The 24,476-nt window shown below is 64.6% G+C and carries 23 protein-coding genes; 11 read left to right on the top strand and 12 right to left on the bottom strand.

Annotated features, from left to right (window positions below):
- Nucleotides 1-7: 7 nt before the first annotated feature.
- The 3 genes from HU729_RS02275 to HU729_RS02265 all read right to left on the bottom strand — a co-directional run bounded on the left by HU729_RS02275 (nucleotide 8) and on the right by HU729_RS02265 (nucleotide 1,884).
- Nucleotides 8-253 carry a hypothetical protein gene (locus HU729_RS02275; RefSeq protein ID WP_186708127.1) on the bottom strand — a complete coding sequence of 82 codons (246 nt, stop codon included), beginning with the start codon at nucleotides 251-253 and terminating at the stop codon, nucleotides 8-10.
- A gap of 147 nt (nucleotides 254-400) precedes the next feature.
- Entirely contained in the window at nucleotides 401-742 is a 342-nt protein-coding gene (locus tag HU729_RS02270) for a zinc ribbon domain-containing protein YjdM (protein WP_186668349.1), read from the bottom strand.
- Between the two features lie 173 nt (nucleotides 743-915).
- Nucleotides 916-1,884 carry a polyprenyl synthetase family protein gene (locus HU729_RS02265; protein WP_186708125.1) on the bottom strand — a complete coding sequence of 323 codons (969 nt, stop codon included), beginning with the start codon at nucleotides 1,882-1,884 and terminating at the stop codon, nucleotides 916-918.
- A gap of 244 nt (nucleotides 1,885-2,128) precedes the next feature.
- Here HU729_RS02265 and rplU point away from each other — a divergent pair, with 244 nt between their 5' ends.
- From rplU to HU729_RS02240, 5 genes are all read left to right on the top strand, one after another.
- Nucleotides 2,129-2,443, top strand: coding sequence for a 50S ribosomal protein L21 (gene rplU / locus HU729_RS02260; RefSeq protein ID WP_003247466.1), 315 nt, complete (start codon nucleotides 2,129-2,131; stop codon nucleotides 2,441-2,443).
- Nucleotides 2,444-2,481: 38 nt separating this feature from the next.
- Entirely contained in the window at nucleotides 2,482-2,739 is a 258-nt protein-coding gene (rpmA, locus tag HU729_RS02255; protein ID WP_029614211.1) for a 50S ribosomal protein L27, read from the top strand.
- Nucleotides 2,740-2,926: 187 nt separating this feature from the next.
- Nucleotides 2,927-4,150: an Obg family GTPase CgtA gene (gene cgtA, locus HU729_RS02250; RefSeq protein WP_186668347.1), complete on the top strand. Its 1,224-nt coding sequence runs from the start codon at nucleotides 2,927-2,929 to the stop codon at nucleotides 4,148-4,150.
- 215 nt (nucleotides 4,151-4,365) lie between these two features.
- Nucleotides 4,366-5,484: a glutamate 5-kinase gene (gene proB / locus HU729_RS02245; protein ID WP_054892485.1), complete on the top strand. Its 1,119-nt coding sequence runs from the start codon at nucleotides 4,366-4,368 to the stop codon at nucleotides 5,482-5,484.
- Between the two features lie 23 nt (nucleotides 5,485-5,507).
- Nucleotides 5,508-5,957, top strand: a complete 450-nt coding sequence (locus HU729_RS02240; RefSeq protein WP_186668416.1) for a CreA family protein — start codon at nucleotides 5,508-5,510, stop codon at nucleotides 5,955-5,957.
- A 127-nt stretch (nucleotides 5,958-6,084) separates the two neighbouring features.
- Here HU729_RS02240 and mksF read toward each other — a convergent pair whose 3' ends face one another.
- Genes mksF through mksB form a run of 3 tightly spaced genes read right to left on the bottom strand, consistent with a single transcriptional unit; the run spans nucleotide 6,085 to nucleotide 10,896 of the window.
- On the bottom strand, nucleotides 6,085-8,916 hold the full coding sequence (gene mksF, locus HU729_RS02235) for an Mks condensin complex protein MksF (protein ID WP_112899166.1): 2,832 nt from the start codon (nucleotides 8,914-8,916) through the stop codon (nucleotides 6,085-6,087).
- Nucleotides 8,913-9,620, bottom strand: coding sequence for an Mks condensin complex protein MksE (gene mksE / locus HU729_RS02230; protein ID WP_186708123.1), 708 nt, complete (start codon nucleotides 9,618-9,620; stop codon nucleotides 8,913-8,915). Before mksE ends, mksF begins: the two co-directional genes overlap by 4 nt.
- A complete protein-coding gene (gene mksB, locus HU729_RS02225) occupies nucleotides 9,610-10,896 on the bottom strand; it encodes an Mks condensin complex protein MksB (RefSeq protein ID WP_054892490.1) in 1,287 nt (428 codons plus the stop codon). The genes mksE and mksB overlap by 11 nt, the downstream gene beginning before the upstream one ends.
- A 271-nt stretch (nucleotides 10,897-11,167) precedes the next feature.
- On the opposite strand from mksB, the gene HU729_RS02220 reads away from it, so the two are divergent.
- Both HU729_RS02220 and rimI read left to right on the top strand, forming a co-directional pair.
- Nucleotides 11,168-11,962: an energy transducer TonB gene (locus HU729_RS02220; protein ID WP_186708121.1), complete on the top strand. Its 795-nt coding sequence runs from the start codon at nucleotides 11,168-11,170 to the stop codon at nucleotides 11,960-11,962.
- Nucleotides 11,959-12,414 (top strand): ribosomal protein S18-alanine N-acetyltransferase, encoded by a 456-nt coding sequence (gene rimI / locus HU729_RS02215; protein WP_186668343.1) that lies wholly within the window; start codon nucleotides 11,959-11,961, stop codon nucleotides 12,412-12,414. Before HU729_RS02220 ends, rimI begins: the two co-directional genes overlap by 4 nt.
- A gap of 12 nt (nucleotides 12,415-12,426) precedes the next feature.
- On the opposite strand, the gene HU729_RS02210 is transcribed toward rimI, so the two are convergent.
- Complete coding sequence (locus HU729_RS02210) at nucleotides 12,427-13,203, bottom strand: TatD family hydrolase (RefSeq protein ID WP_186708119.1); 777 nt, start codon at nucleotides 13,201-13,203, stop codon at nucleotides 12,427-12,429.
- A gap of 2 nt (nucleotides 13,204-13,205) precedes the next feature.
- Complete coding sequence (cra, locus tag HU729_RS02205) at nucleotides 13,206-14,198, bottom strand: catabolite repressor/activator (RefSeq protein ID WP_186668339.1); 993 nt, start codon at nucleotides 14,196-14,198, stop codon at nucleotides 13,206-13,208.
- A gap of 279 nt (nucleotides 14,199-14,477) precedes the next feature.
- Between cra and ptsP the strand changes: the two genes are divergently transcribed.
- From ptsP to HU729_RS02190, 3 genes are read left to right on the top strand one after another with little or no spacing between them, the layout of a single operon-like run.
- Entirely contained in the window at nucleotides 14,478-17,330 is a 2,853-nt protein-coding gene (gene ptsP, locus HU729_RS02200) for a phosphoenolpyruvate--protein phosphotransferase (protein WP_186708117.1), read from the top strand.
- Between the two features lies 1 nt (nucleotide 17,331).
- Complete coding sequence (gene pfkB / locus HU729_RS02195; protein ID WP_186708115.1) at nucleotides 17,332-18,282, top strand: 1-phosphofructokinase; 951 nt, start codon at nucleotides 17,332-17,334, stop codon at nucleotides 18,280-18,282.
- A complete protein-coding gene (locus tag HU729_RS02190; protein WP_186708113.1) occupies nucleotides 18,279-20,006 on the top strand; it encodes a PTS fructose-like transporter subunit IIB in 1,728 nt (575 codons plus the stop codon). The genes pfkB and HU729_RS02190 overlap by 4 nt, the downstream gene beginning before the upstream one ends.
- Before the next feature lie 60 nt (nucleotides 20,007-20,066).
- On the opposite strand, the gene HU729_RS02185 is transcribed toward HU729_RS02190, so the two are convergent.
- A complete protein-coding gene (locus HU729_RS02185) occupies nucleotides 20,067-20,282 on the bottom strand; it encodes a DUF3820 family protein (RefSeq protein ID WP_054892498.1) in 216 nt (71 codons plus the stop codon).
- A 224-nt stretch (nucleotides 20,283-20,506) separates the two neighbouring features.
- On the opposite strand from HU729_RS02185, the gene HU729_RS02180 reads away from it, so the two are divergent.
- Entirely contained in the window at nucleotides 20,507-20,983 is a 477-nt protein-coding gene (locus HU729_RS02180) for a PA2169 family four-helix-bundle protein (protein WP_186668330.1), read from the top strand.
- Here the strand turns inward: HU729_RS02180 and HU729_RS02175 are convergent.
- The 3 genes from HU729_RS02175 to HU729_RS02165 all read right to left on the bottom strand — a co-directional run bounded on the left by HU729_RS02175 (nucleotide 20,980) and on the right by HU729_RS02165 (nucleotide 24,464).
- Nucleotides 20,980-22,485, bottom strand: a complete 1,506-nt coding sequence (locus HU729_RS02175; protein WP_186708111.1) for a sensor domain-containing diguanylate cyclase — start codon at nucleotides 22,483-22,485, stop codon at nucleotides 20,980-20,982. The genes HU729_RS02180 and HU729_RS02175 overlap by 4 nt on opposite strands.
- 215 nt (nucleotides 22,486-22,700) lie before the next feature.
- A complete protein-coding gene (locus HU729_RS02170) occupies nucleotides 22,701-24,035 on the bottom strand; it encodes an OprD family porin (RefSeq protein WP_186708109.1) in 1,335 nt (444 codons plus the stop codon).
- 204 nt (nucleotides 24,036-24,239) lie between these two features.
- Nucleotides 24,240-24,464 (bottom strand): hypothetical protein, encoded by a 225-nt coding sequence (locus HU729_RS02165; RefSeq protein WP_186668326.1) that lies wholly within the window; start codon nucleotides 24,462-24,464, stop codon nucleotides 24,240-24,242.
- Nucleotides 24,465-24,476 lie beyond the last annotated feature (12 nt).

Genomic DNA, 24,476 nt, shown 5'->3' with positions numbered 1-24,476 from the left:
CCCGCCCTCAATTCCAATCCGTTCCCCCTGGGCGCAACGCCCGCGCATAGCAGAACAGAAACAGATTCCTCACCAGTTCCTTCAGTACTCCAGGCTCACTTGAGTTCAGGCCGGTGAGGTCCAGGTCGCCCTGGTCACGCAGTTCGTCGAGTGCTTCTTCCTCGAGCACGGCACAGACTTCGCCGGTCTCGCGATGGAGGATGCGCAGGTAGGGATGGGGGCGGTCGAGCCAGGCGTCGATCAGGTAGGTCATGGCTATTCTCCTTGGAAAGCGTTTCCAATGAGAATAATTCTTATTATCAAAATAGCAAGTGACTATTGGATTAATTCTGCCAAAGGGTGCAGATGATCCTGTTGCAGGATCTGTCAGGGCCACCCGAGGGCGGCCCTGCAAATAGCCTCAGACCTTGCGCACGAACTCGGACTTGAGCTTCATCGCGCCGATGCCGTCGATCTTGCAATCGATGTCGTGATCGCCGTCGCACAGGCGGATGTTCTTGACCTTGGTGCCGACCTTGACCACCAGCGAAGAGCCCTTGACCTTGAGGTCCTTGATCACGGTGACGGTGTCGCCATCCTGCAGGACGTTGCCGACCGAATCCTTTTTCACCACGTCATCGCTGTTCGCCTCGGCGTCGCCGATGGCCGACCATTCGTGGGCGCATTCGGGGCAGATCAGTTGGGTGCCATCCTCGTAGGTGTATTCGGAGTTGCAGGCGGGGCAGGGCGGCAAAGTGCTCACTTCGGTTCCTTGGTGTACAGAGGGTTAAAGGCGCACATTGTATAAGGTTTTGCGGCGAAAATGTTTTTTGTCCGCACAAAAGCATTCGCGGGCAAGCCCGCTCCCACAAAAGGCCTGATGTACTTGGGCCCTGTGGGAGCGGGCTTGCCCGCGAATGAAGACGATGCGATCTATCAGTGCGTACGCGCGACCGCGAACTCGCTCAGCTCGACCAGCGCATCACGATATTCGCTCGCCGGCAGCACTTCCAGGCAGGCGATGGCACGGGCGACGTAGTCGCGGGCCATCTGTGCGGTGTAGTCGAGCGCGCCGGAGGCTTCGACGGCGATGCGGATCTGCTCGAGGTCTTCCAGGCCACCCTTCTGGATGGCCTGGCGCACCAGCGCCGCCTGCTCTGGCGTGCCTTCGCGCATGGTGTAGATCAGCGGCAGGGTAGGCTTGCCTTCGGCCAGGTCGTCGCCGACGTTCTTGCCCAGGGTTTCGGAGTCGCCCTTGTAGTCGAGCAGGTCATCGACCAGCTGGAAGGCCACGCCCAGGTGGTCGCCGAAGGTACGCAGGGCCTCGCGCTGTTCGTCGCTGGCGCCGGCCAGCGCCGCGGCGCTGTGGGTCGAGGCTTCGAAGAGCATGGCGGTCTTGCCGCGGATGACGTCCATGTACACCTCTTCGGTGGTGCTGGCATCGCGCACGCGCGACAGTTGCAGCACTTCACCCTCGGCGATCACCCGGGTGGCCTTGGAGAGGATCTGCATGACCGGCATCGAGCCCAGTTCGACCATCATCTCGAACGAGCGCGAATAGAGGAAGTCGCCGACCAGCACGCTCGGGGCGTTGCCCCACAGGGCGTTGGCGGTGGAGCGGCCGCGGCGCATGCCGGACATGTCGACCACATCGTCGTGCAGTAGGGTGGCGGTGTGCAGGAATTCGATGGTCGCGGCCAGCAGGCGCAGGTCGCCGCCTTCGCGGCCCAGGGCCTTGCCGCACAGCAGCACCAGCAATGGGCGCAGGCGTTTGCCACCAGCGGATGTGATATAGTCGCCGATCTTCGATACCAGCGGCACGCGCGAGGTCAGCTGCTTCTTGATGATCTCGTCGACGGCGCTGAAATCGTCAGCTACCGCGCGGTAGAAGGATTGGGGTTGCATCGGCTGCTCCATTGAGGTTGCGCGGCATGCTAGGTCGCGGGTCCCGGTGTGTCAAGGCGCGCTGCCTGCACCCTCGGGGCGGCACTTGCAAGGCTTTGCCGGGTTGCGTAAAATAGCGCACCCTAACTTCCTGGGCAGCACCTGCCTTACGCAATTGCACCGGGCCGTTCCAGCCTTGTGCAGCCATGCCAGCCAATACTCATCATATAAAGCGCTGGGTGAGCAGGATTATCGGAGATTCAAAATGTCCTACGCAGTAATCGTTACCGGCGGCAAGCAGTACAAAGTCGCTGAAGGTGAATTCCTCAAGATCGAGAAACTGGAAGTCGCCACTGGCGAATCCGTGACTTTCGATCGCGTTCTGCTGGTTGCCAACGGTGAAGAAGTCACCATCGGTGCTCCAGTCGTCGCTGGCGCCAAAGTAGTGGCCGAAGTGGTTTCGCAAGGCCGCCACGACAAGGTTCGCATCATCAAGTTCCGTCGTCGTAAGCACCACATGAAGCGCATGGGCCACCGCCAGTGGTTCACCGAGATCAAAATCACCGGTATCCAGGCTTAATCCCCTAGGTCCCCTGAATTTATTTGGAGAATTGAACCATGGCTCACAAGAAGGCTGGTGGTAGTACTCGTAACGGTCGCGACTCAGAATCGAAACGCCTTGGCGTGAAGATGTATGGCGGCCAGGTTATCAAGCCGGGCAACATCATCGTCCGTCAGCGCGGCACCGAATTCCACGCTGGCTACGGCGTTGGCATGGGCAAGGATCACACCCTGTTCGCCAAAATCGACGGCGTGATCAAGTTCGAGAAGAAAGGCGAGTTCAACCGCCGTTACGTGAGCATCGTCGCCGCTTAATCGCGACGTCGCTCCAGAAGCCCCGTCATGCGACGGGGCTTTTTCGTTTGTGGTGAGCCTCTTGCAAAGCTGTTTGTCTGGGCTGCCGGCGTTGGTTTCTGATGGTACGGGGCCGCCGCGCTCATTTTTGCAAGAGCCTCAGGGTTTTCTGGTTTTCAGCTCGTCGTCCGACGAGAGGCGGTTTTGAATGAAGTTTGTTGACGAAGTATCGATCCGGGTAAAAGCCGGTGACGGCGGTAACGGTTGCATGAGCTTCCGCCGCGAAAAATTCATCGAGAACGGTGGTCCCAACGGCGGTGACGGTGGCGACGGCGGCTCGGTGTACATGGTGGCCGACGAGAACCTCAACACCCTGGTCGACTACCGCTACACCCGCCACCACGAGGCCCAGCGTGGCCAGAATGGCGGCAGCACCGACTGCACCGGCAAGAAGGGCGAGGACCTGTTCCTGCGCGTGCCGGTCGGCACCACGGTGATCGATGCCTCCACCCAGGAAGTCATCGGCGACCTGATCACCCCCGGTCAGAAACTGATGGTCGCCCAGGGCGGCTGGCACGGCCTGGGCAACACTCGCTTCAAGTCGAGCACCAACCGTGCGCCGCGCCAGACCACGCCAGGCAAGCCGGGCGAACAGCGCGACCTGAAGATGGAAATGAAAGTGCTGGCCGATGTCGGCCTGCTGGGCCTGCCGAACGCTGGCAAGAGCACCTTCATTCGCGCCGTCTCGGCCGCCAAGCCGAAGGTTGCCGACTACCCGTTCACCACCCTGGTGCCGAACCTGGGCGTGGTCAGCGTCGACCGCTGGAAGAGCTTCGTCATTGCCGACATTCCCGGCCTGATCGAGGGCGCCTCCGAAGGTGCCGGCCTGGGTATCCGCTTCCTCAAGCACCTGGCCCGTACCCGTGTGCTGTTGCACCTGGTCGACCTGGCGCCGCTGGACGAGAGCAGCCCGGCCGATGCCGCCGAAGTGATCATCAACGAGCTGGCGCAGTTCAGCCCGGCACTGGTCGATCGTGAGCGCTGGCTGGTGCTGAACAAGGCCGACATGGTGATGGAAGACGAGCGCGACGAGCGTGTGAAGGAAGTCGTCGATCGCCTGAACTGGGATGGCCCGGTCTACGTGATCTCGGCCATCTCCAAGCAGGGCACCGAGAAGCTCAGCCACGACCTGATGCGCTTCCTCGAAGACCGCGCCGACCGCCTGGCCAACGACCCGGCCTACGCCGCCGAGCTCAAGGACCTCGACCAGCGTATCGAAGACGAGGCCCGCGCCCAGCTGCAGGCCCTGGACGACGCCCGTACCCTGCGTCGTACCGGCGTCAAGAGCGTCCACGACATCGGCGACGATGACGACTGGGATGACTTCGAGGACGACGAGGACGGTCCGGAAATCATTTACGTGCGCGACTGACCGGTTGCAGTACACTGAACGCCGCTCTTCGAGCAGTGTGCCGTGATCAGGCTTGGGCGTTGAGGCCATCGCGGGACGAGCCCGCTCCCACAGGTCCGCTGCGATCCTTGTGGGAGCGGGCTCGTCCCGCGATGGCCTCAACCCCCTCTCACGGTACGCCGCTCAAATGAGCGGCGTTTTGGTATCTACAGATTCGACATAGGTTGGAAGAGAAGATGCGAAGCAAGGTGACGGGCGCCAAGCGCTGGGTCGTGAAGATCGGCAGTGCGCTGCTGACCGCCGATGGCAAGGGCCTCGACCGTGGTGCGATGGCAGTCTGGGTCGAGCAGATGGTCGCACTGCGTGAAGCGGGCGTGGAACTGGTACTGGTCTCCTCAGGGGCCGTGGCCGCAGGCATGAGCCAGCTGGGCTGGACCACGCGACCAAGTGCGATGAACGAGCTGCAGGCGGCCGCTTCGCTCGGCCAGATGCGCTTGGTGCAGGCCTGGGAGTCGAGCTTCGGCGAGCACGGCAAGCACACCGCGCAGATCCTCCTGACCCACGACGACCTTTCCGACCGCAAGCGTTACCTCAATGCCCGCAGCACCCTGCGTACCCTGGTCGACCTGGGCGTGGTGCCGGTGATCAACGAGAACGACACCGTGGTCACCGACGAGATCCGCTTCGGCGACAACGACACCCTCGCCGCGCTGGTGGCCAACCTGGTCGAGGCCGACCTGCTGGTGATCCTTACCGACCGCGACGGCATGTTCGACGCCGACCCGCGCAACAACCCCGAAGCCCAACTGATCTACGAAGCCCGCGCCGACGATCCGTCGCTCGACGCCGTGGCGGGCGGCACCGGTGGCGCCCTGGGGCGCGGTGGCATGCAGACCAAGCTGCGTGCTGCGCGCCTGGCCGCGCGCTCCGGTGCCCACACCATCATCATCGGTGGCCGTATCGAGCGCGTGCTGGACCGCCTGAAGGCTGGCGAGCGCCTGGGCACCTTGCTGTCGCCTGAGCGTGGCATGCTCGCCGCGCGCAAGCAGTGGCTGGCTGGCCACCTGCAGACCCGCGGCACCCTGGTGCTCGATGCTGGCGCTGTGAAGGCCCTGCGCGAATCGAACAAGAGCCTGTTGCCGGTCGGTGTGAAGACTGTGCAGGGCAGCTTCCGCCGTGGCGAGATGGTGGTCTGCGTCGGCCCCGATGGCCTGGAAGTGGCCCGTGGCCTGGCCAACTACAGCGCCCTGGAGGCGCAGAAGATCATCGGCCAGCCGTCGGACGCCATCGAAAGCCTGCTGGGCTACAGCGCCGAGCCTGAGCTGGTGCACCGTGACAACCTGGTTCTGGTCTGAAGGAGACGCCCGTGCTGAAAAGGATGTTTGCCGTGGCAGCGTTGATGCTGCCGATGCTGGCCGGTGCCGAGGAAATCGGCCAGGTGTCCACCGTGTTCAAGTTCCTTGGGCCCAACGATCGTATCGTGGTCGAAGCGTTCGACGACCCCAAGGTCGAGGGCGTGACCTGCTACCTGTCGCGGGCCAAGACCGGCGGCGTTAAGGGTGGGCTGGGGTTGGCGGAAGACCGCGCGGAGGCATCGATCGCCTGCCGTCAGGTCGGGCCGATCAACTTCAAGGGTGAGCTCAAGGATGGCGAGGAGGTGTTCAAGGAACGCACCTCGCTGGTGTTCAAGACCATGCAGGTGGTGCGTTTTCTCGACAAGAAGCGCAACACGCTGGTGTACCTGGTGTACAGCGACCGGATAGTCGAAGGTAGCCCGCAGAATGCGGTGACGGCGATTCCGATTCTGCCTTGGGCGCATGCCCAATAAACGACGCAGCTCCTCCCCCTGTGGGAGCGGGCTTGCCCCGCGATAGGGCCCGACTTGGCAACCTCGCCGCCAGGTCGGGCCCTATCGCGGGGCAAGCCCGCTCCTACAGGAATGGGCCGCGGTTGCCTCAGGCCAGCTCTTCGGCCTGATCCTCACGCACGATCGCTTTCACTTCATCCCGCCGACTGATGTACTTCCAGTCCGCCTCGTCGATGTAGATCCCGTTCGGCCCACTGCCGCCTTCCAGATCGATCGCCACGCGCGCCGACACCTGCGGCTTCACGCTCGCCAGGATAGGTACGAAGCCCAGCTGCTGGCTGGTCTCCAGCAATGCCGCCTGGTTGCGTTCGTCGATGTCCGCCGCTTCGTCGAGGTAGTAGGGCAGGCGAATGCGCCCGGCCAGGTCGCGGTCCATCAGGTGCAGCAACAGGTACATGTTGGTCAGCGCCTTGATGGTCATGGTGGTGCCGTTGGAAGCGGCGCCGTCGATGTCGGCGTGGATCACCGGCTGGCTGTTGATCTTGGTGATCTCGAAGGCCAGCTCGAACAGGTCTTTCAGGCCCAGCTGGTTGTGGTTGGCCGCTACCAGTCGCGCCAGGTACTCCTTGGCCTCTTCGTTCTTGTGATCCTGCTCGGCGCTCTGCGTGAGGTCGAACACCGACAGCGTTTCGCCTTCCTCGTACTGGCCGGCACTGTGGATGATCTGGTCGATGTGCTTGAGCGCTTCCTTGTTCGGCGCCAGCACCACGCGGAAGCTCTCCAGGTTGGACACCTGGCGCTTGTTGATCTCGCGGTTGAACAGCGCCAGCTGGTGCTCGAGGCTGTCGTAGTCGCTGCGGATGTTGCGTAGGGTCCGGGCGATGTCGGTGACCGCCGCGCGGCGCGCCTTGGCCAGGGTGAGGGCTTCCTCGGTGCGGTGCGAGTAGGCGTTGATCAGCAGCATCAGGCGACGTTCCATGTCGTCTTCGCTGTCGAACTTGGCCACGCCTTTCAGGCGTACCTGGGCGTACAGCGCCTCGATCTGGTTATCGACGCGCTGCAGCGCCTGCCAGCTGTCCTGGTAGTCGTTGAGCAGTGGCAGCAGGTTGTCCATCGAGTCATCGACCGGCTCCATGAACGGCGTGCCGAACGGCAGGTCGGCCGGCAGCAGTTGGCGGCGGCGCAGGGCGTCGTCCAGGGTGCGCTGCTTGGCTTCCATGTCGGCGATCTGGCGGCCAACCAGTTGCAGCTTGGCCGACAACTGCTGGACGCGCTCGGTGAAGGCGTCACTGGAGCGCTTGAGCTCGTCCTGGGCGGCTTCGAACTGCGCCAGTTGCTCCATTTTCTCGGGCTCTTCGGCGCTCAGGGTCTCGGTGCGGCGGAAGTCTTCCAGGGCCTTCTGCGCATCCAGCACCTGCTGGTACAGCGCCTCGGTCTGGGCTTTGCTCGCGGCGCGGTCCAGGGCTACGGCCTGCTGGGTCTTGAGCTGCTTGAGCTCCTTTTCCAGGCGCTCTTTCTGGTCGCGCAGGGCCGCACGGTCGGCCAGGGCCTGCAGTGCGGGCGGCTCGATGTGCGACAGGTCGATGGACAGGCCCGGCACTTCGAAGCGCTCGCCCTTGAAGCTGTCGAGCACGCCTTCAAGCGTCTTGACCCACAGGTCGCTGTCGTCCAGCTCGATGCCCCGATCGCCCAGCGGCAGGCTGAACAGCGCGCCATTGAACAGGCGCATCAGGCGATCGACATCCTGCTGCGAGAACTCCTCGCGCAGGCGTGCGTAGCTGTTGTTGTCGGCGTGCTCGAGCTGTTGCTTGACCGCCTTGACGCGTTTTTCCAGGTCGCGCACGCGCTCGTCGAGGTCTTCGGCAGAGAACTGACGCGACTGCGCCAGGGCGCCGGCCAGTTCGTCGTGGGCGTCCTTGGCGGCGAGCAGTTGCTGCTCCAGCACCTTGACGTCATCGACCAGGGCGAAGCGGTGCTTGAGCACCGACAGCTCGCCGAGCCAGCGCTGGATGCCGGTGATTTCGCGCTCCAGGCGCATCAGCTCCTGGGTGCCGCCACGCTGGTCGTTCTGCAGGCCATCCTGCTCGGCGCGGTAGTGCTCGGCCTGGATCACCAGCTCTTCCTTGCGCGCTACGGCGTAGTCCTGCCAGGTGCCGAGCAGGCTGTCGAGCAGGGGGGAGAGACGGTGCAGCTTGCCACGCAGGATGTCGCGCTGGGCCACGCCGCCGGCAAGTGCCTCGACCAGCGGGCCGGCAGCGACCAGGGCGTTGTAGTCCTGCTCCATGCGGCGCACGTCGCGGAAGGCTTCTTCACAGGCGGCGATGTAGTCGACGCTGCCCGAGCGCAGGCTGTGCTCGAAGGCATCCAGGAACAGCTGCTTGAGCTTGGCGGCGGTGATCTCGCGCATGTGCAGCAGGTTGATGAACAACGCGCGGAAGGTCTTCAGGCTCTGCTCGCTGGTCGAGCGCAGCGGGATCAGGGTCAGGTCCAGCGGCACCGAGGTGTGGCCGCCGACCAGCAGCCGGCGCAGTTCGTCCGGCTTGAGTTCGTAGGCCTTGAGGCCGTTGCGCTCGAGGTTGGTGAACAGCTCCTTCTGGCGCAGGCAGGTGTCGTCTTTCTGGTAGTGGGCCAGGTCCAGCTCGCCCTGATAGGCGAAGAACTGGTGGCCGAAGCCGCCGCCGGGGCCGCGACCGACCACGCCGATCACGTGCGGGCCGTGGGGCAGGTTCAGTTCGCAGAGGATGTAGCTGGTGTCGCTGGCGAAGTAGAAGCGCCGCGACTGCTCCAGGCTGTACTTGCCGAAGCTCATGTCCGACATGCGCGCCAGGATCGGGAACTGCAGGGCGTTGATCGACGCCGATTTACCCAGGTTGTTCGCGCCATAGACCGACAGCGGGTGTTCCAGCGGGAACAGGCCGAGGCTGTAGCCGGCGGTGTTGAGCAGTGCGAAGCGGCGAATGCCGTAGCGTTCCTGGCTCATGCGTCAATCTCCTGTTGCTCTTCGCGGATGGCCCGGGCCAGGGCGTCTTCTTCGCTCTCGTCGCCCTCGAAGGGGGTGAGGTCGAGCGGATCGTCGGTGCGGTTGAGTTGTTCCGGGGTTTCTTCCTCGACCAGCACCGGGACCGGCAGCGGCAGGTCGCTGTGCAGGGTGGCGGCCAGGTCGCGGTCCTGCTGGACCGACAGGCACACATCGAGGAAGCGGTGCATCGGCGGCAGGAAGCGGTAGATGCCGCCTTCTTCATGGGCGAAGCCCAGCTGGGTCATGCGGCGCAGGATCTTCTCTTCGAGCTCCTCGACCGTCTGCACCTCGGCTTGCAGGAACAGGTCGCGGTATTTTTCCAGCAGCGAGGGCAACTCGTCGCGGCCGATGCTGCCGCCGTCGAGCACGGCCATCGGGTCGCGGCCCTGGTCGGCCAGGTGCTCGACCAGGATGAAGGTGAACAGCGACAGGCGCTGGGCGGTCTTGTTGACCTGCGCGGCGGCCTGTTCGGGGACGAAGTAGTAGAAGCCGCGGGTGTCGCAGACCAGCTCGAAACCGAGCGCCTTGAACAGGGTGCGGTACTGGTCCTGGAAGTTCGACAGTTGCGCGTACAGTTCCGGGTCGCGGCGGCTGACGTGGAAACCCTTGAACAGCTCGCGGAAGATCGGCGCGAGCTGGGACAGTTCGGAAAGATCAAGATGCATTGGCTGGGCTCGCGGTGGATTCGGTGGCTGCCGGTTGTTGTTCGCGGCTGGATGTCAGGGCGAAGGAACGCAGGCTGACCAGGTGTTCGCGGGTGGTGTAGTCCTGGCGCTGCAGGCGCTCGCGGCTGAAGCGCTTTTCGCGAGAAAGGCGCGAGAACCAGTACAGCAACTCGTCGGTGGCACCTTCGGGTTCCTGCTCCAGCAGCCAGACCATCAGGTCGGGCAGTGGCAGGGCGTCCTCGCAGCGTTCGAGCATTTCCTTGACCGTACGCGGCGCGCGCGGCAGCGGGCCCTTGTGGGTCTTGTGCGCCTTGGGGAAGCGCGCAGGTTTGGGCTCGAAGCGGGCCAGGGCGTAGACATAGGCCTCGACCTGGCTGGCGCTGCCCAGGAAGGTGCTCTGCGGCCGGGTGAACATCGGCATGGCCGCTTGCGGCACGGCGTCGATGCCCTTCTTGCGGATCACCGACAGGGCCAGTGCCGCGCCGCGGGTGACGGCGTTGTGTCGGCGTGCTTCCTCACGCAGCGGCAGCAGCAGCTCGCGGGCGTGGCGCAGGGTGAGCTGGGCGCTGGTCTGCATCTCGAGGATACGCGCGTGGGTGCGCAGCAGCATGTCGTCGTCGACCAGGTGGCCCAGGCGTGCTTGCTCGCCTAACAGGCGCAGCAGCACGGTCTCGACCTTGCGTACGCCCTGTTCGAAGGCACCGTCGGCGTTGACCAGCTGGATCATCGGTTCGACGTATTCGTCCCAGGTCGCCAGGACCTCGGCGTAGCGCTGGCGCAGGGGGATCTGGCGGTTGCTGGTCTTGGCCCGTTCGGCCACGGCGACCAGCGCCTGTTCGTCGTTGTCGAGCTTCTTCAGGACATCGCGCACGCGCATGTCGAGCAGGCGCAACTGGCGGGCCAGGTCGTCGCTGTCGCGGTTGTCGAAGGCGTCCTGGATGTGTCCGGCCAGGCGCTCGAGGTGGCGCAGGTAGGCTTCGATCTCCAGGCACAGGCCAAGGCGGTGCTCGCGGCGCAGGTAGGCGAGGAAGTCGTGGATCTGCGCGTTGAGCTCGAAGCGGTTCGGGCTCTTGGCAACCGGGACCAGGATGTCCAGGCGAATCCACACGTCGAGCAGCTGGGTGATGTCCTGCGGCGTGCTCTCCACCTGCTGGCGGGCCAGTTGCTGACGCAGCTCGACCAGGCTCAGGGTGCCCTGGTCGAAGCGCTCGCACAGCGGCTCGATCAGGGCCCAGTGTTCGGCTAGGGCGCGCAGGACGCGCTTGGGTTCGATCATTGGCGGGTCGACTCTTGCCAAATAAAAGGGGCGATTGTACTGCATACGGGGGGGAGGATTTCACCCCTTGGTCCGGGATTTGCGTTGATCTGTGCCAGCCTCTTCGCGGGCAAGCCCGCTCCCACAGATACAGCGCCTGGCCCCGTGGGAGCGGGCTTGCCCGCGAAGAGGCCGACACAAGCAATAAATTTTTCCGCCAGCCTGTTGCAGCACGGTGCCGCCAACGGCGTTAGAATGCCCGACTGAACCAAACCCCCCGGATACCCGAGCCTTGCTGACCGAACCCCGCCGCCGCGCCTACCTTTCCGCCATGCAAGTGGTGCACTGGCTGCCGCGTGCCGAACTGCCGTTCGCCGCGCCTTCGCGCCCCGAGCTGCTGTTGCCGGTGGCGCCGGTCGAGGAGCTGGATGTCGAGGTGCAGCCGGTGCGCCAGGCGCCTGCGCAGGGCGAAGCCGCGTCGGTCCATGCTCGCTCCGGCGAGCGACCGAAAATCGAGATCCCGCGCCCCGGCAGCACGCCCAAGCCTGCTGCCAAGCCGGTCGAGCGCGAAGAGGAAGCACCCAAGGCTGCCCGTCCGGCCCCGGTGCCGCCGCCGCGTTTCGCCCTGCAACTGCTGCGCGCCGGCACGTGCCTGTTGCTGGTGGAGCTCGCTACCGGCCAGCCGTTCCAGAGCCGCGACCCCTCCTACCTGTTGCTCAAGGACATGCTGCGCGCTGCGGGCCTGCCAGATGCGCCGCAGATCATCGGCGAGCCGGTGCGCTGGCCGCTGTTCGTACGCGGCAACATGGAGCAGGGGCCGGAGGCTGCGCGTGATTTCGTCCAGGGCTTCATCCAGGCCCGCCTCGAAGAGGCCCCCTGCACCTGCCTTTGGCTGATCGGCCTGCCAGCGGTGCGTTTTGCCGGCGACGCCGATGCCCAGGCCTACTACCAATCACTGAAGATCGACGGCCTGGGCGATGTCTGGGCATTGCCGGGTCTTGAACTGTTGATGGACGAACCGCAACGCAAGGCGGACGTCTGGAAAGCGATGCGCCAGCTGATGGCGCGCTGGAAGAGCGTTGAATGAGTGACTCGATCAGTTTCCGCCCGATGACCGAGGCGGATCTGGATAACGTGCTGAAGATCGAATATGCCGCCTTCAGCCACCCCTGGACCCGCGGGATCTTCCAGGATGCGCTCAAGTCCTACGAAGTGTGGCTGATGTTCGACGGCCAGCAGCAGGTAGGGCATGGCGTGATCAACGTGATCATCGACGAAGCGCACCTGCTCAACATCACGGTCAAGCCGGAGAACCAGGGGCGCGGCCTGGGCTTGCGGCTGCTCGAACACCTGATGGCGCGTGCCTACCAGCTCAATGGGCGCGAGTGTTTCCTGGAGGTGCGTGCCAGCAACCAGTCGGCCTATCGTTTGTACGAGCGCTACGGATTCAACGAGATCGGTCGGCGTCGCGATTACTACCCGGTCGCTGGCGGGCGTGAAGACGCCCTGGTGATGGCCTGCACCCTGTTCGAAGAGTAACCGCCTGCGCGGCTACCAGCCGAACAGCTCACAGGCGTTGCGCGTACTGGCCTCGGCCAGCGCCACGCACTCCACCCCCATGACCTCGGCCAGCGCTCGGGCGATATCGGGCAGATGCTCGGGGCTGTTGCGCGCGCCGGGGTGCATCACCGGCGGCATGTCTGGCGCGTCGGTCTCCAGTACCACGCTCTCCAGCGGCAAGCGCGGCAAGGTCTTGCGCAGGCGCAAGGCCTGCGGCCAGGTGGCGGCGCCACCCAGGCCCAGCTTGAAGCCGAGCTTGATGTATTCGCGTGCTTCTTCGTAGCTGCCGGCGAAGGCGTGGATGATGCCGGCGCGTACGGGCTTGTAGCGCTTGAGGGTGGCGATCACCTGGGCGTGGCTGCGGCGTACGTGCAGCAGCGCAGGCAATTCGAAGTCGCAGGCCATCTGCAATTGCGCTTCGAACAAGGCCTGCTGGCGGTCCTTGTCGAGCTCGGGCAGGTAATAGTCCAGGCCGAACTCGCCGACCGCACACAGGCGTGGATCGCCGCGCAGGCGTTCTAGCCACGCGCGCAGTTGCGCCAGGTGTTCGGGCCGGTGCTGCTCGAGGTACACCGGGTGCAGGCCGAGGGCGGCTGGCAGGCGTGCATCGCTGCAAGCCAGGTCCCAGACCCGCTGCCAGTTGCCCTGATCCACCCCCAGTACCACCATGCGCTCGACCCCCAGCGCCGCTGCGTTGGCCAGCAGGCGCTCGCGGTCGGCGTCGAAGTCGGGGAAGTCCAGGTGGGTATGGGTGTCGATCAGGCGCATGTTCAGGCCGAAATGCGCTGCTTGAAGGTTCGCGCCACGGCATGTACGCCTGGGGCGTAGGTCTTCTGCTCGATGGCGGCCAGGGCCAGCTCCAGTGCGGTGGCGGCGATCTGACCGTGCTGCTGGGCCATGGCGTTGACCGGCAGCGGCAGGAAGTCGAGCAACTGGTTGTCGCCGAAGGTGCCCAGTTGCAGCCCACGTGGCCCGCTGGCACGGGCTTGCAGGGCGTCGAACACGCCTTGCAGCAATACGTAGGAGGTCGTCACCAGGGCATCGGGCAGGTCGCCGAGCTCGTCGATCAGCGTTTCCATCAGGCGCTGGCCACAGGCGCGGCTGAAGGCGTCGCCTTCGTAGCGGCGAACTTCGCCATCAAAACCTTGCAGGGCCTCGTCGAACCCCCCGGCGCGGGCCTGGCTGACCGACAGCTCCGGACGCGCACCGATCAAGGCGATGCTGCGAGGCTTGCTGCCCAGCAGGCTTTCGGTGAGTTGGCGGCTGGCATCGCGGTCGTCACTGATCACCGAGCAGAAGTGCGCGGGGTCGAGGCGGCGGTCGATGGCAATCACTGGCAGGCCCTTGCTCTGCATTTCGCGATAACTGTCATCTTCCGGCGGCAGGCAACTGGCGACGAACAACGCATCGCAGCGGCGAGCGCGGAACAACTGCTGCAGTTGGCGTTCGCTCTCGGGTTGGTCATCACTGCTGGCGATCAGCAACTGGTAGCCACGGGCTCGCGCGCCCTGTTCGAGCTGCTTGGCGATGCGTGCGTAGCTGGGGTTTTCCAGGTCCGGGAGGATGAAGCCGAGGGTGCGTGTGTGCCGACTGCGCAGGCCGGCAGCCTGGGGGTTGGGCGTGAAGTCGTGGGCATCGACCACGGCGCGCACCCGCTCGACGGTGGCGCTGCTGATGCGCTGCTGTTCGGCCTTGCCGTTGATGACGTAGCTGGCAGTGGTCACGGAAACACCGGCCAGACGTGCGATATCGCTGAGTTTCACCGCATTTTCCTTGTTATTACCGGGGCAGCCTGGGGCGCCTGATCGGTTAGTCTTACTCAGAATTGTGTCCAAGTGCAGGCGACCATTGTCGCAATTGTTCCGACAAACTGGGGCTTTTTCCTACGCAGATTATCGAGTAACGTGGCCGCCTGGTCAGATTAAACGTTTCAGCATCCGATTGAACGGGAACTGCCCCTGAGCCCGCGGGTGAAAAAACGCGTTGAATCCCACAACAATAACCTCAGTCCCGAGCGACGGGTACTGCAAAAGGAGAAGGTCATGCTCGAGCTCGCGAGAGAGCAGATAGCCATGGGCCAGGTTGCCAGCGATAAAGCAGCGGCACTGCGCCTGCTGGCCGATCGGCTGGTCAGCGATGGCCTGGTCGCCGAGGGTTACCTCCAGGGCCTTGAGGCTCGCGAGGCGCAGGGCTCCACGTTCCTTGGCCAAGGCATCGCCATTCCCCACGGTACCCCGCAGACCCGCGACCTGGTGTACGCCACCGGTGTTCGCCTGTTGCAGTTTCCCGAGGGGGTGGACTGGGGCGATGGGCAAATCGTCTACCTGGCGATCGGCATCGCCGCGCGCTCTGACGAACACCTGCGCCTGCTGCAACTGCTGACGCGTGCCCTCGGTGAAACCGACCTGGCCGAGGCGCTGCGCCGCGCCAGCTCTGCCGACGCACTGCTCAAGCTGTTGCAGGGGGCGCCGCGTGAACTGGCGCTGGATGCACAGCTGATCGGTCTGAACCTGCCCGCCGAAGACTTCGCTGAACTGGCCTGGCGCGGTGCGCGCCTGCTGCAGCGTGGCGGCTGTGTAGACAGCGGTTTCGCAGCGCTGTTGCAGCAGGCCGAGCCACTGCCGTTGGGGGAGGGGTTGTGGTGGTTGCACAGCGAGCGCGATGTGCTGCAGCCTGGCCTGGCGTTCGTGACGCCGCAGCAGCCCCTGCGTCATCGTGACCAGCCGTTGAACGGCCTGTTCTGCCTGGCCAGCCTTGGCGCTGCGCACCAGGCCTTGCTCGAGCGCCTGTGTCAGGTGCTGATCGAAGGGCGCGGGCAGACCCTCTACCAGGCCACCAGCAGCCGCGATGTGCTGCAGGTGCTGGGCGGCGAGGCGCCGCCAGATTGGCCCAGCGTGCGCGTGATACTGGCCAACCCCCATGGCCTGCATGCCCGCCCGGCGAAGGTGCTGGCGCAACTGGCCAAGGGCTTCGAGGGTGAGATCCGCATCCGCCTGACCGACAGCGGCCATCCCGGCGTATCGGTGAAAAGCCTGAGCCGCCTGCTGTCACTAGGGGCTCGGCGTGGGCAGGAACTGGAACTGATCGCCGAGCCGGCCATCGCCAGTGATGCCCTGCCGGTGTTGCTGGAAGCCATCGAACAGGGCCTGGGCGAGGACGTCGAACCGTTGCCGGCGCATGCCCTGCCGGTCGCCGAGGTGGTGGGCGAAACCTTGCAAGCGCCGCTGCCCGGTAGCCAGGTCCAGGGCGTCGGTGCAGCGCCAGGCATCGCCAGCGGGCCGGCCCATGTACGGATTGAGCGCCAGATCGATTATCCGCTGCGCGGCGAATCCTGCGCCCAGGAACGTGCCAGGCTGCGTGCTGCCCTGGCAGCGGTCAACGCCGAGCTGCAGACACTGGTGCAACGCAGCGACAAGGCGATCGGTGAAATCTTCATCACACACCAGGAGATGCTCGCCGACCCGGCACTGGGCGATGAGGTGGACCTGCGCCTGACCCAGGGCGAAAGCGCCGCAGCGGCGTGGATGGCGGTGATCGAGGCGGCCGCAAGCCAACAGGAGGCGCTGCGCGATGCGTTGCTCGCCGAACGTGCCGCCGACCTGCGCGACATTGGCCGAAGGGTGCTGGCGCAGCTGTGTGGCGTCGCGGAGCAGGCCGAGCCGCAACAGCCTTATGTACTGGTGATGGCTGAAGTCGGGCCGTCCGATGTGGCGCGTCTCGACCCGACGCGGGTTGCTGGCATCGTGACCGCGCAAGGCGGGGCCACCGCGCACAGCGCCATCGTTGCCCGCGCTTTGGGCATTCCGGCGGTGGTCGGTGCCGGGGCGGCGATCCTGCTGGTGGAGGCGGGTACGCCGCTGTTGCTCGACGGGCAACGTGGCAAGGTCAGCGTTGCGCCGCCTGCCGATGAGCTGCAGCGTGCGTTGGCCGAACGCGATCAGCGTGAGCAGCGTCTGCAGGCCGCCTGGGTCAAACGCCATGAGCCGGCCGTGACCCGCGATGGCCATGCCGTCGAAGTCTTCGCCAACATCGGTGACAGCAGTGGCATCGACAAGGTGGTGGAGCTTGGCGCCGAAGGCGTCGGCCTGTTGCGCACCGAACTGATCTTCATGGCTCATCCGCAACTGCCGGATGTGGCCACCCAGGAAGCCGAGTATCGCCGCGTGCTCGATGGCCTGCAGGGGCGCCCGTTGGTGGTGCGCACCCTCGATGTGGGCGGTGACAAGCCCTTGCCCTACTGGCCGATCGCCGATGAAGACAACCCCTTCCTCGGCGTGCGTGGCGTGCGCCTGACCCTGCAGCGTCCGCAGGTCATGGAGGAGCAGTTGCGCGCCTTGCTGCGCGCGGCCGACGACCGGCCACTGCGGATCATGTTCCCGATGGTCGGCCAGATGCATGAGTGGCGCGCGGCCAAAGCCATGGTCGCGCGGCTGCGTGAGGAGATCCCGGTCAATGACCTGCAGGTGGGGATCATGGTCGAGGTGCCGTCGGCTGCGCTGCTGGCCCCGCAACTTGCCCGGGAGGTGGACTTCTTCAGCATCGGCACCAACGACCTGACCCAGTACGCCCTGGCCATCGACCGCGGCCATCCGAGCCTGTCGGCCCAGGCCGATGGTCTGCACCCGGCGGTGCTGCAACTGATCGACATGACCGTGCGCGCCGCCCATGCCGAAGGCAAGTGGGTGGGCGTGTGCGGTGAACTGGCGGCCGACCCGCAGGCAGTGCCGGTGCTGCTGGGGCTGGCGGTGGACGAACTGAGCGTCGCGGCGCGCAGCGTCGCCGAAGTCAAGGCCCTGGTGCGCCAGGCCGATTACCCGACGGCCCGTGCCCTGGCGCGCGAGGCCCTGCAACAGGACAGCGCCGAGGCGGTACGGGCGCTGGTGGAGCGTTATTGAAATGGCCAAGATTCTTACCCTGACCCTCAACCCTGCGATCGACCTCACGGTAACCCTCGAGCGCCTGCACGCCGGTGAGGTCAATCGCACCCATGACCAGCGCAGCCACGCCGCCGGCAAGGGCCTGAACGTTGCCCAGGTGCTGGCTGACCTTGGGCATCAGGTGACGGTCAGCGGCTTTCTGGGGCGCGACAACCTGCAGCCTTTCGAAGCGCTGATTGCCCGCCGCGGCTTCGACGACGGTTTCGTTCGCGTGCCGGGCGAAACCCGCACCAACATCAAGCTGGTCGAGGCCGATGGCCGGGTCACCGATGTCAATGGCCAGGGCCCGCAGGTCGACGACGCGGCCCAGGCCGAGCTGCTCGAGTACCTGGCACAGCGGGCAGCCGGGCATGACGTGGTGGTGGTGGCAGGCAGCTTGCCGCGTGGCGTCAGCACGCAGTGGTTCTGCCAGTTGCTGGGGCAGTTGGCCGCACAGGGCCTGAAGGTGGCGTTGGACACCAGCGGCGAAGCCTTGCGCGCCGGTCTGCAAAGCACACCCTGGTTGGTCAAGCCCAATACCGATGAGCTGGGCGAGCTTTTCGGCATCACCGTGCAGGCTTTTTCCGAGCAGCGCGATGCCGCCCGGCGTCTGCTCGACAGCGGCGTCACTCACGTGGTGGTGTCCCAGGGCGAGCACGGGGTGAACTGGTTCGCCGCTGACCTGGCACTGCATGCCCAGCCGCCCAAGGTGCGCATCGCCAGTACCGTGGGCGCGGGCGACTCGCTGGTGGCGGGCATGGTTCATGGCCTGCTGCAGGCCGAGAGCGCCGGGCAGACCTTGCGCCGCGCCACGGCCATCGCTGCCCAGGCGGTGACCCAGGTGGGCTTCGGCATCGACGACCGCGAACAGCTGTCGCGCCTGGAGGCTGCCGTGCAACTGACAGAACAACAACAAGAGGCTCGCCGATGAACATTGCGATCGTCACCGCCTGCCCGAATGGCCAGGTGTCGAGTGTATTGAGTGCACGCTTGCTGGCCGCCGCGGCCCAACGCCGGGGCTGGAGTACCAGTGTCGAGGTGTGGGATGCCGAGCACCCCGAGCGGCGCCTGAGCTCTGCGCAGATCGCCGAGGCCGACTGGGTGCTGGTGGTCAGCACGGGTTCGGTGGACCTGAGTCGCTTCGTCGGCAAGCCGGTGTACCAGAGCACCCCGGCCCAGGCGCTGGCCGATCGCGAAGGTTTCCTCGATGAAGCGGCGGCCAACGCCAAGGTGCTCGAAGCGAGCGGCGCCGAGGTGCCAAGCCGCAGCGCTGCACCCCGTATCGTGGCGGTCACCGCCTGCCCGACCGGTGTGGCCCATACCTTCATGGCGGCCGAAGCCTTGCAGCAGGCTGCCCGGGAGCTGGGCTACGGTTTCAGTGTCGAGACCCAGGGCTCGGTGGGCGCACGCAACCCGCTGACGGCCGACGCCATTGCCGAGGCGGACGTGGTGCTGCTGGCAGCCGACATCGAGGTGCCGGCTGCACGCTTCGCGGGCAAGCGCATCTACCGATGCGGCACCGGCATCGCCCTCAAGCAGGCGCGGGCCACCCTCGACAAGGCGCTGGCCGACGCCAAGCTGGAAAGCGCCGAGGGCGCAGCCGAGACGCCCGCGAAAAGTGAAAAGGCCGGTGTCTACAAACACCTGTTGACCGGCGTGTCGTTCATGCTGCCGATGGTGGTGGCAGGTGGGCTGCTGATCGCCCTGTCGTTCGTCTTCGGCATCGAGGCGTTCAAGGAGCCGGGCACCTTGCCTGCGGCCTTGATGCAGATCGGTGGCGAGGCGGCGTTCAAGCTGATGGTGCCGATGCTGGCGGGGTATATCGCCTGGTCCATCGCCGACCGCCCGGGCCTGGCCCCAGGGATGATCGGTGGCCTGCTGGCCAGCACCCTGGGGGCGGGTTTCATTGGCGGTATCGTCGCGGGCTTTCTTGCTGGCTACAGCGCCAAGGCCATCAGCCGCTGGGCGCGTCTGCCCACCAGCCTCGAAGCGCTCAAGCCGATCCTGATCATCCCGCTGTTGGCCAGCCTGTTCACCGGGTTGGTGATGATCTACGTGGTCGGTCATCCGGTGGCGGCGATGCTCGAGGGACTGACGCGTTTTCTCGACAGCATGGGAACCACCAATGCGATCCTGCTCGGATTGCTGCTGGGTGGGATGATGTGCGTCGACCTCGGCGGGCCGATCAACAAGGCGGCCTATGCGTTCTCGGTAGGCTTGCTGGCCTCGTCGAGCTACGCGCCGATGGCGGCGACCATGGCCGCTGGAATGGTGCCGCCGATCGGCCTGGGAATCGCTACCTTTTTGGCCCGGCGCAAGTTCGCCCAGAGTGAGCGCGAGGCGGGCAAGGCGGCATTGGTGCTGGGGCTTTGCTTCATCTCCGAGGGCGCGATTCCCTTCGCGGCGAAGGACCCATTGCGGGTGATTCCGGCGAGCATCGCCGGCGGTGCGCTGACGGGGGCGCTGTCGATGTACTTTGGCTGCAAGCTGATGGCGCCGCACGGTGGACTGTTCGTGTTGCTGATCCCCAACGCGATCAATCATGCGCTGCTGTACCTGCTGGCGATCCTGGCCGGGAGCCTGGTGACGGCGGTGGTGTACGCGCTGATCAAGAAGGGGGAGCGGGTGGAGATGGTGGTGGCGCCGGCCAAGTGATCGGCTGGAGGCACTGGAGGATGCTTCGCAGGCTTGCCCGCGAAGCATCCAGCACTGATCTCAACGCTTGTGCCGCAATGGCACCAGCAACTCGCCCAGGCCGTTGTGATCGATCTCATGCATCAACGCCAGCAACCCGCCCAGCTCGCCGGGCGGAAAGCCCTTGCGCGCGAACCATGCCAGGTAGTCGCCCGGCAGGTCGGCGATGATCCGGCCCTGGTATTTGCCGAAGGGCATGGTCCGTGTGACCAGCAGTTGCAAGGATTCGGGTTTCATTCGGTGAACCTGGTGCGCTGAAAGCGCCGACCATACAGCAATCGCTGTGCGTATCCACCCTGCAATCTGCACGAGCACGCAAGCGGCGATCATGCAGAACACCGTTTCACTGTCGTCGCGACTATTAAATAAGTAACTGATTTGTAAGCTTTTTATTTTATGTTCAGGCTTGGCATGAAGACTGCTCCAGTCATAGGGACTATCACCTGCCAAGGAGTTACGCCATGAGCAACCCCAACAAAGATGTGATCGACGTGCTCAACGACCTGATCGAGTACAGCAAGGACGGCGAAAAGGGTTTCAAGGAGTCGGCCGATGACGTCAAGAATCCTGAGCTGAAGACCTTCTTCGTCCAGCGAGCGACGGCGTGTAACCAGGCCGCTGCCGAACTTCAGGCTGAAGTACGTCATCTTGGTGGCGATCCCGAGACCTCGACCAGCTTGAGCGGTGATATTCACCGTGGCTGGGTCAACCTCAAGTCGATGGTGACCGGCAAGGATGAAGAAGCGGTGCTCAACGAAGTGGAGCGGGGCGAAGACCATGCCCTGAAGGCCTACAAGGAAGCCCGAGAAAAGCTCGTTAAGCTCAATAACCCCAGCGCGCAGAATGCGCTGACCTTGGTCGATCGCCAACTGCAAGGCGTACAGCGCAATCACGACCAGGTGAAAGCACTGCGTGACGCTGCTCGCGCCCGCTCCTAAGCAACAGGCGTGACAGGCCCTTCTACCCGGTTACGGCCCCCCGCCTTGGCCCGGTAAAGGGCTTCATCCGCGGCACCCAGCACTTCTGTAAGGTCGTGTTGGGTGCCGGGTTCGTAAAGGCCGATGCCAATGCTGACCGTGATTGGCTGCTCATCGGCACCGAATCGCGGCATCGCTTCGACACTCAGGCGAATGCGCTCGGCCAGCAGCAACGCACCGGCCAGTTCGGTTTCCGGCAGCACCACCTGAAATTCTTCGCCACCGTAGCGCGCTGCCAGATCGGCCGGCCTGCGGATGCAGCGATTGATGGTGCGCGCCACCTCACGCAGGGCATGGTCGCCGCCAGCGTGGCCGTGACGCTGGTTGAACGCCTTGAAGTGATCCACATCCACCATCAGTACCGCCAGCGCCGTCCGGTTGCGTTGCGCGCGCGCCCATTCCTGACGCAGGACCTGATCGAGGCGACGTCGGTTTGCCAGCCCCGTGAGGCTGTCGGTGGCTGCCAGGGTGGCCAGGCCCTGCTCGGCATCGTGGCGCCGACGCAGTTCGCGCCCCAGCAGCACGGTCAGCCAGAGTATGCCCAGGCACAGCACCCCCGTGGCCAGGCCGACGATCAGCGCCGTGCGCCGCCAGGCCTGGAAGACTTCGGAAGACGAGTGCGCCACCAGCACGATCAGCGGCAGTTCGCCCACGCGCGCGAACGTGTACATGCGCCGCTCGTCGAACAGGTTCGAGTGTGCGCTGAAACTGCCGCTGCGCGCCTTGAGAATGCGCTGGAAAATAGGGTATTGGCTGAAGTCGCTGCCGATCGGTAGGTCTTGTGGCCGGCTCGGTTGTCGAGCGAGTAACTGGCCGCTGGTGTTGAGCAGGTTGACGCTGCTGTGCTCGCCGATATCCAGGCGCTGGAACAGTTCGCTGAAATAGGACAGGCGCAGGGCGCCGGTCGCCAGGCCTGCGAACTCACCATCGGGGCCGGGAATGCGCCGGCTGAAACTGATGCACCAATCGAGATCGCCCAGCTGTGCCTTGAACGGTGGACCGACCAGCAGACCGAGGTTGGCATTGGCCTGGTGGGCCTTGAACACCCTCGTGCTGGCGAAGTTGGCCTGGCGTGGAATGATGCTGGTGGAGTCGCCCACCACGTCGCCCTGGGCGTCGAGCCACAGCACATCGCCGCGGCTGCGGTCGACGAAGGCCTGGTTGAACAGCAGGCGTTGGCGCAGCGGGCCGGGGACTTCCGGCAGCTCGCGGCGCCCGACTGCCCAGATCAGGCCCTTGAGCGACTGGTCGTAGAGTTCGGCGTTGCGCAGGATGTCACTTTCGATGAGCTGGACGATGTTGTTCGAGGCGCGGATGGAGGACTGTTCGACACTGTCCCGTTCGCGGCCGAGCAGATAGCTGACGATACCTACAATCGCGAGCACGGCGAGGCAACTGCCCAGGTTGAGGATCAGCTCGGGGTGAGGCCTGGGGAGGATGGGGCGCGGGGATCGAGTGTGCAACATCAGGCTCGCTACTGCATAGGCCCCTCTTTCCGTGAGGGTAGGGCTATAAAGCGGCGGCAATATTCTAGGGAAGTGGCAATTGTCGGACAAGATTAGTCCGTCGGAAATGCATCAGGGGCTTCGCGGGACAAGCCCGCCCCTACAGGGCTGTAGGAGCGGGCTCGTCCCGCGATCACCGGCAACGCCGGTGCCATCCGCTGAGAGAGGGCCGATCAGAACACGTTCAGCGGATAGTCGACGATCACACGCAGCTCGTCGTTATCGTTATCCACGGCCGAGTACCCCTGGCTGCCACGGTGGCTGGCATAGCGCAGCAGCACCGACAGGTCCTTGAACTGGCCTTCCTGGAACACGTACTTCACGTCCAGGTCGCGTTCCCAGTGGCGCGCATCCTTGCCGTCCTCGCTGTACCAGTGGCCATAGCCAACGCTGTTCGGATCAGCCTTGGTGAGGTCCAGCTTGCCGCGCGAATACGACAGCGACGAGGTCAGCCCGGGGATGCCGAGCCCTGCGAAGTCATAGTCGTATTGCAGCTTCCACGAGCGCTCGTTGGGGCCGTTGAAGTCCGAGTACATGCGCGAGTTGTCGAGGTAGATGCTGTCGCCCAGGTTGATGTAGTCGAACGGCGTATTGCCGTTGACCCGCTGGTAGGCGGCAGTGACGCTGTGATGACCGGCCGCCACGGTGAAGTGCAGGCTGTAGGTGTTGTTGTCGATCTTGCCCAGTTTCGACTGGCCAGTGTCCTGGGTGTGGTAGAAGTGCACGCCCGGGTTGAGGCTGACCAGGTCATTGACCACATAGGTGTAGTCGAAGTCGGCGTAGTACTGGTTCCAGATGTCTTTCAGTTCGGCGGCGTAGAGGTTGGCGGTGATGTTCTCGGTGCCGTTCCACGCGGCGCCAGCCCACGACAGGTGCTTGCTGCGCTGGTCGTCGGTCTGCTGGCTATAGTAGGAGGTGTCGATGCGGCGGTGGCCGCTCTGGTTGTAGGGCTTGGTGAAGCTCACCTGGCCGCCTTCGAGCAGCAACCCGTCGACGCTGGTGTTGGTCAGCGCCACGCCACGGAAGGTCTGCGGCAGCATGCGCGTCTCGCCACCGGCGATCACTGGGTTGGTGAGGAACAGGTCACCGGCCTTCAGTTCTGTGTCGAAGCCCTTGAGCTTGATTGCGGCGCCCGCGGTGGAGAATGAATGCGGCGCGGCGCCCAGTTCGTCTTCGTTCTTCTGGTGGGTCGGCAGGATGCTGGTGCCAGCGTGGCCGCCACCGCCATCGAGCTTCAGGCCCAGCATGGCGTGGGCATCGACACCGAAACCGATCACACCGGGCGTGTAGCCCGACTCGAAGCGGGCGACGGCGCCCTGGCCCCACTCGCGATTGTCGCGCACACCCTGGTTGAGTTGGTTGCGGTTGAAGTAGGCGTTGCGAAAGTGCAGGTTCAGCGATGAACCCTCGATGAAGCCATCAGCCTTGTCGTCGTCCGCCTGGGCGGCGTGGGGAATCGTTGCGGCCAATGCAACGAACAGTGGCGTGAAACGGAAAGCGAAGGACACGAGTAAATGCTCCTTTGGTCTAGCGGTGGGGCAGTTTCTAATTGTCGGAATTGCAGTTTCTTGTGAGGGACGTTACAAACCGGCTGATAAATAAAGCGCATAAAAAAAGCCGCTGATGCGCAGCGGCTTTAAAAGGCTAACATATCGACACAGGCACTGCCCATGGCGTAGCCGGGGGAAAACAGGACGTGTTCCGGCTGCCGATCAGCTGTCGGCATTGACATCGTTCGAGACTTTAGAAGCTGTCTGTTGCGCGTCTTTCGTCGCGCCTTGGTGCTGCGCGGCATAGGCATCCTGCGACTGTTGCAGGGTGGCGGCAATCTCTGCGTTACGGGCGACGAAGGCCGGCGATTCCTCAGCCATGGCCAGGGGCGACAACAACAGGGACGACAGGACGAAGACGCTGGCAATACCCATACTGTTGGACATTTGAAACAACCT

This window comes from Pseudomonas sp. RW10S2, from assembly GCF_014268985.1.
Taxonomy (GTDB): domain Bacteria; phylum Pseudomonadota; class Gammaproteobacteria; order Pseudomonadales; family Pseudomonadaceae; genus Aquipseudomonas; species Aquipseudomonas wayambapalatensis.
Note: the sequence above shows the minus strand (reverse complement) of the source record. Positions and strands in the feature narration are given on the sequence as shown.